The organism is Endozoicomonas sp. ONNA2, from assembly GCF_024606365.1.
Lineage (GTDB): Bacteria > Pseudomonadota > Gammaproteobacteria > Pseudomonadales > Endozoicomonadaceae > Endozoicomonas.
Genome location: NZ_JAHHPO010000630.1, coordinates 1 through 8,383 on the forward strand (window position 1 = coordinate 1; position 8,383 = coordinate 8,383).

8 protein-coding genes are annotated in these 8,383 nt (G+C 44.2%); 3 read left to right on the plus strand and 5 right to left on the minus strand.

The genetic code is table 11. The features are described 5' to 3' along the window. Window positions 1–820 precede the first annotated feature (820 nt). The gene (locus KDK14_RS11065) at window positions 821–2,038 is read right to left on the minus strand and encodes a serpin family protein (protein WP_257265173.1); all 1,218 of its coding nucleotides are present in this window, start codon (window positions 2,036–2,038) and stop codon (window positions 821–823) included. A 144-nt stretch (window positions 2,039–2,182) separates the two neighbouring features. Beyond that, a complete protein-coding gene (locus KDK14_RS11070; protein WP_257265174.1) occupies window positions 2,183–3,064 on the minus strand; it encodes a hypothetical protein in 882 nt (293 codons plus the stop codon). A gap of 443 nt (window positions 3,065–3,507) precedes the next feature. On the opposite strand from KDK14_RS11070, the gene KDK14_RS11075 reads away from it, so the two are divergent. Further along, the gene (locus KDK14_RS11075) at window positions 3,508–4,158 is read left to right on the plus strand and encodes a hypothetical protein (RefSeq protein WP_257265175.1); all 651 of its coding nucleotides are present in this window, start codon (window positions 3,508–3,510) and stop codon (window positions 4,156–4,158) included. Window positions 4,159–4,187: 29 nt separating this feature from the next. On the opposite strand, the gene KDK14_RS11080 is transcribed toward KDK14_RS11075, so the two are convergent. The 3 genes from KDK14_RS11080 to prlC all read right to left on the minus strand — a co-directional run bounded on the left by KDK14_RS11080 (window position 4,188) and on the right by prlC (window position 7,378). After that, the gene (locus KDK14_RS11080; protein ID WP_257265176.1) at window positions 4,188–4,874 is read right to left on the minus strand and encodes a hypothetical protein; all 687 of its coding nucleotides are present in this window, start codon (window positions 4,872–4,874) and stop codon (window positions 4,188–4,190) included. Between the two features lie 84 nt (window positions 4,875–4,958). Next, the gene (locus KDK14_RS11085; protein WP_257265179.1) at window positions 4,959–5,210 is read right to left on the minus strand and encodes a YheV family putative zinc ribbon protein; all 252 of its coding nucleotides are present in this window, start codon (window positions 5,208–5,210) and stop codon (window positions 4,959–4,961) included. A 125-nt stretch (window positions 5,211–5,335) separates the two neighbouring features. Beyond that, on the minus strand, window positions 5,336–7,378 hold the full coding sequence (gene prlC / locus KDK14_RS11090) for an oligopeptidase A (protein ID WP_257265177.1): 2,043 nt from the start codon (window positions 7,376–7,378) through the stop codon (window positions 5,336–5,338). Window positions 7,379–7,524: 146 nt separating this feature from the next. On the opposite strand from prlC, the gene KDK14_RS11095 reads away from it, so the two are divergent. Both KDK14_RS11095 and KDK14_RS11100 read left to right on the plus strand, forming a co-directional pair. Next, on the plus strand, window positions 7,525–8,055 hold the full coding sequence (locus KDK14_RS11095; protein ID WP_257265180.1) for a gamma carbonic anhydrase family protein: 531 nt from the start codon (window positions 7,525–7,527) through the stop codon (window positions 8,053–8,055). 121 nt (window positions 8,056–8,176) lie between these two features. Then, a partial coding sequence (locus KDK14_RS11100; RefSeq protein ID WP_257265178.1) for a hypothetical protein occupies window positions 8,177–8,383 on the plus strand: 207 nt, incomplete at its 3' end.

Here is an 8,383-nt window from a genome sequence, read left to right on the forward strand (position 1 = left end):
CATAGCAACTGTCCACTTAGCCAGAAATATACGATTCCATTTGGCCAACTACTTAATTGCAAATCCAACACCTCATACCATAGAAATACTATGACAAATAATTCCAAGAAGAACACTCTAAGTCTGACAATAATCGTTATAGAGTATAGTTCTAAAAAACCATTAAACAACATGCTGAAAAAAAATGAAATCGCCAATTTAAAAATACTATATATGTCGTTTATTAATCTCTTGATATAATTCATGATATGCCTTTAAAGGGTTGTAATTAAACAATATTTTTACTTATGCCCTACGGTGCAAAAATTTATAAACAAGATATTCTTTTTTAGCTGCAAGCAATTATTGTACCAAAAAGCAGAGGGGCAGTATGTCTAACCAGACTCTGCCTGGTCCTTAAAAGCGTTTAACCAAACGTATTGATATTGTCTGACTAATTACACAGTCACTCTAAGGAGGAATCTAAATTTAAAACACCGGAAGGAAAATGCCTGTGTTATGACAATTTCTGGTTCGCAAGTATTTTAAGGCGTTCATATACCTGACAGTTTTCAGTAATCCGGTATCGACATCGGTCACAGGCCGTTAGACAACCAGCTTCCAATGTGCCACAGTGGCAGGCTTTGTTGATTGTGGATATAGCGTACACAAGGGTAGCCTCACGACCCGCACTATTGGTTCCACCAGAGGCAATAATCGGTGATTCAAACTGCAGTATAGGGTGCGTATAGCGGTGTTGAATGATGAATTCATAGCAATTCACACCCTTTATTTGATTGTTCGATTCCATCGACTTACTCAGTTAGATGGATTAAATTATTTATGTCAATCCGTCAGTGACCAGAAATTCACCATCTTTAATCATCAGCTCCAGTAATCGCCGACCACCTTCGTCAACAAAGGCAATATAACCGGAACTATTAAATGTAAATTCAATTTCCTTTTCAGGCCTGCCGCAGGTTTCTCCTTTTACAATAGTTGTCACTGCAACCTTGGCACCGGACTCATTAATAGAGGCTTTTATTTTCTGAAAAACATCCAGGGCGTCACCCGGAACTAAACCCAGTCTGTTTAGCTGGTCGATTGTTATATCAGTCCCACTGATTTCAGCAATTTTATCCAAAAGGTTTTCAATGGTTGTATCTATCTCGATTTTCGGAAGCATGAGGTTCACCTTTCGGTGGTCAGCCTCTGCTAACATCTGGATCATTTGGTCACGGTGGCTACTATCAAAATCATTTATAGATGTACCCGCATTGGGTTTTATGGCAATAAAGTTTAACTTTTCACCATTATGCTTGAGTTGTTTAGAGATAGCGGTAAATCTTCCTGAGTTGGTAAATTGCAATAGCTCCTTTGACTGCATCATTTTGACATTTTTAATGATTCTGCCGTTTGAACAGCAAAATGGGAATTCAACAGTGTTACTTTCATTAAAAGCTTTTGTCCACGCTCCCTGAAATAATAAAACATTCCCCATGGCAATTTTAAACAGCCCAGGATTATTAAATAGCTTGGTTATTTGGCCTTCAGTGACTCTACTGACAAATTCTGTGGCAACTTCAGCAGCATTTTCTGTTAATGAGGGATGTAATATTTCTGTGTGATAATGTTCAGACAGAATCCGTGCAAACGCTGGGTTCTGAGAGTAATACCCGGATACAAAAAAGTTTACTGAGGAAACTATCCGGTGTTTATCGAAGGAGAACTCCTCGTTGTATTGGCCAAGCAACTGATGTATTGCTTCCTCCAATTGTTTAGTAAGGGAGCCTTCTGGCAGGCACAGAATTCGCTCCTTGTCACAGTTATTATCCATAGTAGCTATCAGCATGCCCAGTGCCAGGAGCAGGCTCATGGAGGACAATACCGCACTGGTATCATCTGGGGATTGTAAGAGTTTAAAGGATAATTGGTTGATACAATCCCTGACAATACAGTCAGGATCATTAGTAAAGGGTATGTTTTGTAATGCTGGAGTATTGATTTGATTGGCTAATGCCAGTAAAGAAGGGGGTAAGCTTGCTGGTAAAGGGGACATCGTCAAATACCTGACTTATCAAGTTGATAAAAAACACTGATCTGTGGAATCAAACAGTACCTGATTAACTATGGTTGATTCCTGTTATATGAGACAAAGGGGGTTATGAAAAGTTCAATCAATAAACCACCTGAAGGTTCTGTGTTACTGCAATACCTTCCCCTGACTCATCATTTTTTTAAAGAATTCATAGGATTCCCAGTTTTCAACAACACGAGAAATACAGTCGTCACAAACCGTCACGCAGTGGGCTTTGAATATGCCATAATGGCATGTTTTAATATATTCTTTCATCCGTTCAGCGTCAGGGTAACGCTGACAATCCTCTAATTCCTCATTCAACCAAAACTCTATGAGTTTTATTTCTTTTTCGCTCCAGCCAGCTCGCAAGGGTAAACACTCCTTTATATAAAATTGTTCAAAGTCCTCTTCATTTTTGTCATTCCGGTATTCCAGGTCATCGCATTTAAGCGAAATGATTGCGCTATGGAACTTCGCCAGAGCTTGATACTCATCGGGAGCAAGAAACTCTTTACCGGACCAGTCTTTGTTCAGGAACTCAGTCAATTCTGCAGGAAGCCTTGCCAATATTGAATCAGTCAGTGACTTTATTTCCTCCTGTGCAGGAGGACTTTTTCTTTTATGATCTATCCATTCCTCATACAAAAAATCACCTATGCTATTAGAAAGATTTTTTTTAAGCTGTTTTGGATTAATCTTTAAATTCAGGCCTGGATCCCCTCTGTCAACTGAATTACAAGGGTAAACGAGTAATAAGTCATTTTCCTGAAACGTGGTTGGTGATTTGACAAGCTCTGTTTTTACGCCGTCAGGCTTTAGCGCCGTGATTTGTTGTTCATCCAGCGAGTGCTCTGGACGCTCCCCGGAATCAGGAAGCTGCCGTGGACAGCGGGCTGCTATCTTGACGTTGCTGTTGAATGCCGTTGCAATAGCAACTTCACTGACCTCTGATTCAGACGGCATTAAAGGCAATGATTGAACATCGAGACGTGCTTCGGGCAACATAACTTTTGGACCTTTAAGTTAATTTTGGGATACAGATTTCAGGCTGACAATAACGATGAATTGTATCACCAGGCATTAAATTATTCAGAAAAGTCCTACTCAGCCAGAACAACGATACATTTTTAAGGATTTTGGACCCATCGAACAACAGATGGTTCCCCTTCTGTTGAAACATTTTCCTAATGTTCAGCCCCGGCCTTCTGGACAGCCTCCTGATACCACAAAAGCAACGGCATAATATCGCTCATTAAAATGACTGATATACAGATTTCGAACGCCAGTTGCTAAATTATTTTATTTATAAAAATCTTGAAATATATAAAAAATGAATATTTACTATCTCTTGTCTTATAATCCGTACTATAGTTTTTTTAATGACTACCGGACAGCCATCATTGCCAGTCATTCCAGCTGGCATTAAAGGATAAACACAGGGGATCAATATGGATGTGCAGGCAATCCGACAGTTAATCATTCAGGTCAAAGAGCAGGAAGCGCAAAGCAGACACCTGCAAAAGCTTATCAGTGATCAGATTGAACAATTACATCGCACCATTGAACTGCCTGAGGACAACGCCTGTGAGACATTGTTGAGTTTCACAATGGATTATATTGACCATGTTCCTGACTTTCTGGAAGCGCTTAATGAAGCCTCCCGGCAAGTCGGGGTTCACCATGTTATTTCACCATTTCTGGATATTGTTGAAGAAAATTTTATGGCTGACACAATCAGTGATCAGCTCATATCCGGGCTCGATTTATTGCTGGATAAAGCCTATTTTGCCCATCGACTCATTGAAGAAGTAAACGACCAATACCACGTAAAAACAGGGTCAACACTGATTCCGACAAATATGACCTGGGCTAATCTGATAGTTCACTCAATACTGGGGGAAGACTTTGCTAATGAGCTGGATGTGATTGTAGGCAGAACGGTGGATCAGATGATGCGTTCACAACCGATCTTCAATGAAGAGAAGTTCAGGACACTCATCCATGACCACAGTGCAGAAGAGTGGATCAGGATCTGGTCACGCTGGAACTGCCTGTCGAATAATCTGGGTATTGAGCTGAAATTCACTGCTTCGGCCTGATCTGTGATTCTTCGTGTTACTGCGATTTATTAAAGGTTATCTTCAACAAACGCTTCATTGTCGATAGCCACCACTGTTGATCTGGCTCTGGCAGTATGAGTCGTAACCTCGGAAAGTTCCAGCATTTGATCAGGCTCTACAGTATTGGATAATTGAACCACAGGGTCTGATCTCTCTACGACTCTATTCCTGATAAAATAATTATTTATTACGGTTGCAATACCTGCAGGCAAGGCTGAGATAGAACCAGCCACCGCACCAGCGAAAACGCCATCTAATGCACCTTTTGCCACTCCTTCTATTCCCAGTGCATTTTCCAGAGCTATAACCGCGGGTCTCAGGAGTACACCTGTACCAGCGCCAATGAAACCTCCCAGAGCACCATGACCGACACGCTTTAATGCAGTATGTTCAGCACCTGTATAAACAACAACGGCACTAGCTGCACCTGCTACTGTACTGCCTGCCAGGGTTCCTGCCAAACCGCCTGCTAAAACGCCGACAATACTACCGGTAACAACACCCAGGGCCGCCCCTGTAACAGCGCCCAATGAAGCATACTCTACTACCAACATGAAGCTTCTGAAAACATCCAGCCTTGTGACATTAAGCCCCCTGAAAGTGCAGCATTTCTTCTCAAGATCGAAACACCGTCGGGAAGCCTGTAAACATAGTGCTTCTTCCGGGCTTACTTGGGTCGGTACTGGTGCCAACATATAGACTTAACCTTTCAACGGATTTAACCAGGCAGCTTAAATTTTCCATATAGTAATGTAGACCATATTATTAATGCACCCTCACTATTTTTTTCCTGTTGGGTCATCAATAAATCGAATAATGTCAGTATGATCTTCCAGAACACTCTCTTCCCTGGTAATACGGGCTTCTGGCAAATTTCCTTCCAGCTTGGGATTGACGTCCATCTCATCGCTGAAGCCGCATTCAACACATTCCCGGTAATCCCGCCCGGTCTCACTGCGAAACATTCGAACTGAATCCATTGTGCCGCAGGCAGGGCATACCGCGCCTGCAATGAAGCGCCTGGTTTTCATGGCTTTTGATCTCTGACTGATGATTTTGACTTTTATACGCAGCACAAAGCACCTTAAATCAACTGCTGCGTATTTATTTCAAAAGGTTGTTTTACTCATCTGTTTTGCAAAATAAGCCCAAGTCATTAATCCGCTTGAATCCCGCTGTGTCGCAACAACGCATCAATCTCCGGTGCTCGGCCACGGAAGTTGACAAACAGCGTCACAGGTTCAGCTGAACCGCCTTTTTCCAGCACTTCATGAAGGAAGGACTCACCGGTTTCCCGATTAAAAATCCCCTCTTCCTCAAAGCGTGAAAACGCGTCAGCGGATAACACCTCGGCCCACTTATAGCTGTAATAGCCAGCAGCATAACCACCGGCAAAGATATGGCTGAAGCTGTTCTGAAAACGGTTGAAAGACGGTGGTATCACCACTGCCACCTGTTGGCGCACCTCATCAAGCAGGGCCTGAACATCGATGCTATCCCGGTATTCTTTATGCAGTTTGAAGTCAAAGAGTGAAAATTCCAGCTGTCTGACCATCATCATGGCAGACTGGAAGTTTTTGGCCGCCAGCAATTTATTCAGCATGGCCTCTGGCAGAGGCTCTCCGGTTGCAAAATGACCGGAGATAATGGCCAGGCCGTCCTCCTCCCAGCACCAGTTCTCCATAAATTGACTGGGCAATTCTACGGCATCCCAGGCAACGCCATTGATGCCGGAAATTGCTGCATAATCCACTTTGGTCAGCATATGGTGCAGCCCATGGCCAAACTCATGGAACAGCGTAACCACTTCGTCATGGGTCAACAGTGCCGGTTTATCGCCTACGGGTGGTGTGAAGTTACAGGTCAGGTAAGCGACCGGCAGTTGTAACTTGTCATCCTGTTGCCAGCGGGAACGGCAGACATCCATCCAGGCACCGCCACGCTTATGCTCCCTGGCGTAAAGGTCCAGATAAAAACGACCGATTACCTCTCCCTGTCGGGTGATGTTAAAAAAGCGAACATCCTTATGCCAGGTATCCACGTTATCCACAGTTTCAAACTCAATGCCAAAGAGTCGATTGACCACGTCAAACATTCCGGCAATGGCTTTTTCTGCCGGAAACCATGGGCGCAGTTCTTCCTGGGAAATGGCATAACGTTGCTGACGCAGTTTCTCGCCATAATAACCAACATCCCAGGCTTCAAGACCTTCAATACCGAACTCTGCTTTGGCAAACGCTTTTAGTTCCGCCAGCTCTTTTTCTGCCTGAGGTTTACTTTTTGCCGCCAGGTCTTGCAGGAATTCAATGACCTTGTCCGGCGACTGTGCCATTTTGGTGGCCAGAGAGTATTCTGTGTAGTTTGCAAAGCCCAGTAACCGGGCCAGTTCATGGCGAAGCTTAAGAATCTCCCTGATATTTTCCGTATTATCAAACTCCCCGGCATTGGGTCCCTGGTCTGAAGCGCGGGTAGAGAAGGCGGTGTAAACCTCTTTCCTGAGTTCCCGGTTATCGCAATAGGTCATCACCGGAAAGTAGCTGGGAAAGTCCAGATTCAACAGCCAACCCTCTTTCTCTTTAGCCTCAGCCAGCTGCCTTGCCCCGGCCATGGCGGACTCAGGTAAACCAGCCAGTTCCGATTCATCGGTAATCAGTTTGCTCCAGGCCATGGTGGCGTCCAGCACATTATCAGAGAACTGACTGGTCAGTTCGGACAGCTGTTTTTTGATCTCACCGAAACGGGCTTTTTGCTCATCTTCCAAAGCAACACCGGCTAAACGAAAATCCCTGAGGTTATCGTTAATCACTTTTTGCTGGGCGCTGTCCAGCTGATTAAACTCTTCAGAGTCTGCAAGGGACTGGTAAGCCTCAAACAACTGACGATTCTGCCCCAGACGGGTAGAGTATTCCGATAACATCGGCAAACAGCCATTGTAGGCTTCCCGCAGCGCCTCACTGTTGACCACCGCGTTCATATGGCCAACCGGTGACCATGCCTGCCCCAGGCGGTCATCTAGCTGATCCAGGGGCTCCTGCAATGAGTGCCATCCGAGCGTGGCACCTCCGGCACCAGAAGCCAGTAATGCCGCCACCGCCTGCTCATTATCAGCAATAATGGCTTCGATGGCGGGTTTTACATGTTCTGGCTGAATTTTGGAAAATGGGGGAAGTTCACTGGATTCCAATAACGGGTTAACCATAGGACAGCTCTCTGTACTCGTTAAATTTCATAGTAATTATTGGTAGTAGATGGGTGCATCATCGGATGAATTCAAGCAGAATCCGATCAATGCACTTTCCATCAGCCGCATCCACCAAGGCAGAAACACCAGAGGAGCCCTGCCCAATGAATCAAGCCATCAAAAGCTTCAATAATAAAATGCCAGTTCTTGGCGAAAGGGTCTACATCAACGAGAGTGCATTTGTGCTTGGCGATGTCACCATCGGGAATGACAGCTCTGTATGGCCAATGGCGGTTATCCGCGGTGATATGCATTCAATCCGTATTGGCAGCAAGACCAGCATACAGGACGGTGCAGTTCTGCACATTACCCATGCCAGTGATTACCAACCCTCTGGCCATCCGTTGACCATTGGTGATGAGGTAACAGTAGGACATAAAGCGGTTCTGCATGGTTGTACTATTAAAAATCGATGTCTGATCGGTATTGGTGCCATCATTCTGGATGGCGCAGTGGTAGAAGAGGAGGTCATTGTCGCCGCCGGTTGTCTGGTCCCCCCTGGCAAGCGTCTTGACAGTGGCTTTGTCTACAAGGGCAACCCGGCTAAAAAAACGCGGGAAATATCGGAACAAGAGCGTAGTTTCTTTAAGTACTCAGCCGATAATTATGTAAAACTGAAAAACGTTTATTTATAAATTTCATGAATTAGGGAACTTTATCCAAGTTTCTCTAATCTATAAAGCTGCGAGAGTAGCCAATACCTCGCAAATTTATGAATTTTTTTCTTACATAAACAACAAGCATAAGGGTATTTCTATGATTCCTTCCAAGATGCAAGTCCCGACCGATCCATCATACCAATATCAAACTGGTCAGTCGGATAAAGCAGAGCCATGCTCAGATGATCAAACGTATGCAAAACTGAGTATTTCGGGAACTACTCTAAGAAATAGAAAAGATCGCGATGCTAAAAAGGCTGTTAAAGATTGGACTATTGATGTTCAACAGCCAACCGTATCGGCA

What these genes read in the sequence shown, in the direction of transcription:
- KDK14_RS11085 (WP_257265179.1), bottom strand. Translation starts at nt 5,210, where the DNA reads ATGAAAACCAGGCGCTTCATTGCAGGCGCGGTATGCCCTGCCTGCGGC.
- prlC (WP_257265177.1), bottom strand. Translation starts at nt 7,378, where the DNA reads ATGGTTAACCCGTTATTGGAATCCAGTGAACTTCCCCCATTTTCCAAA.
- KDK14_RS11075 (WP_257265175.1), top strand. Translation starts at nt 3,508, where the DNA reads ATGGATGTGCAGGCAATCCGACAGTTAATCATTCAGGTCAAAGAGCAG.
- KDK14_RS11095 (WP_257265180.1), top strand. Translation starts at nt 7,525, where the DNA reads ATGAATCAAGCCATCAAAAGCTTCAATAATAAAATGCCAGTTCTTGGC.
- KDK14_RS11065 (WP_257265173.1), bottom strand. Translation starts at nt 2,038, where the DNA reads ATGTCCCCTTTACCAGCAAGCTTACCCCCTTCTTTACTGGCATTAGCC.
- KDK14_RS11080 (WP_257265176.1), bottom strand. Translation starts at nt 4,874, where the DNA reads ATGTTGGCACCAGTACCGACCCAAGTAAGCCCGGAAGAAGCACTATGT.
- KDK14_RS11070 (WP_257265174.1), bottom strand. Translation starts at nt 3,064, where the DNA reads ATGTTGCCCGAAGCACGTCTCGATGTTCAATCATTGCCTTTAATGCCG.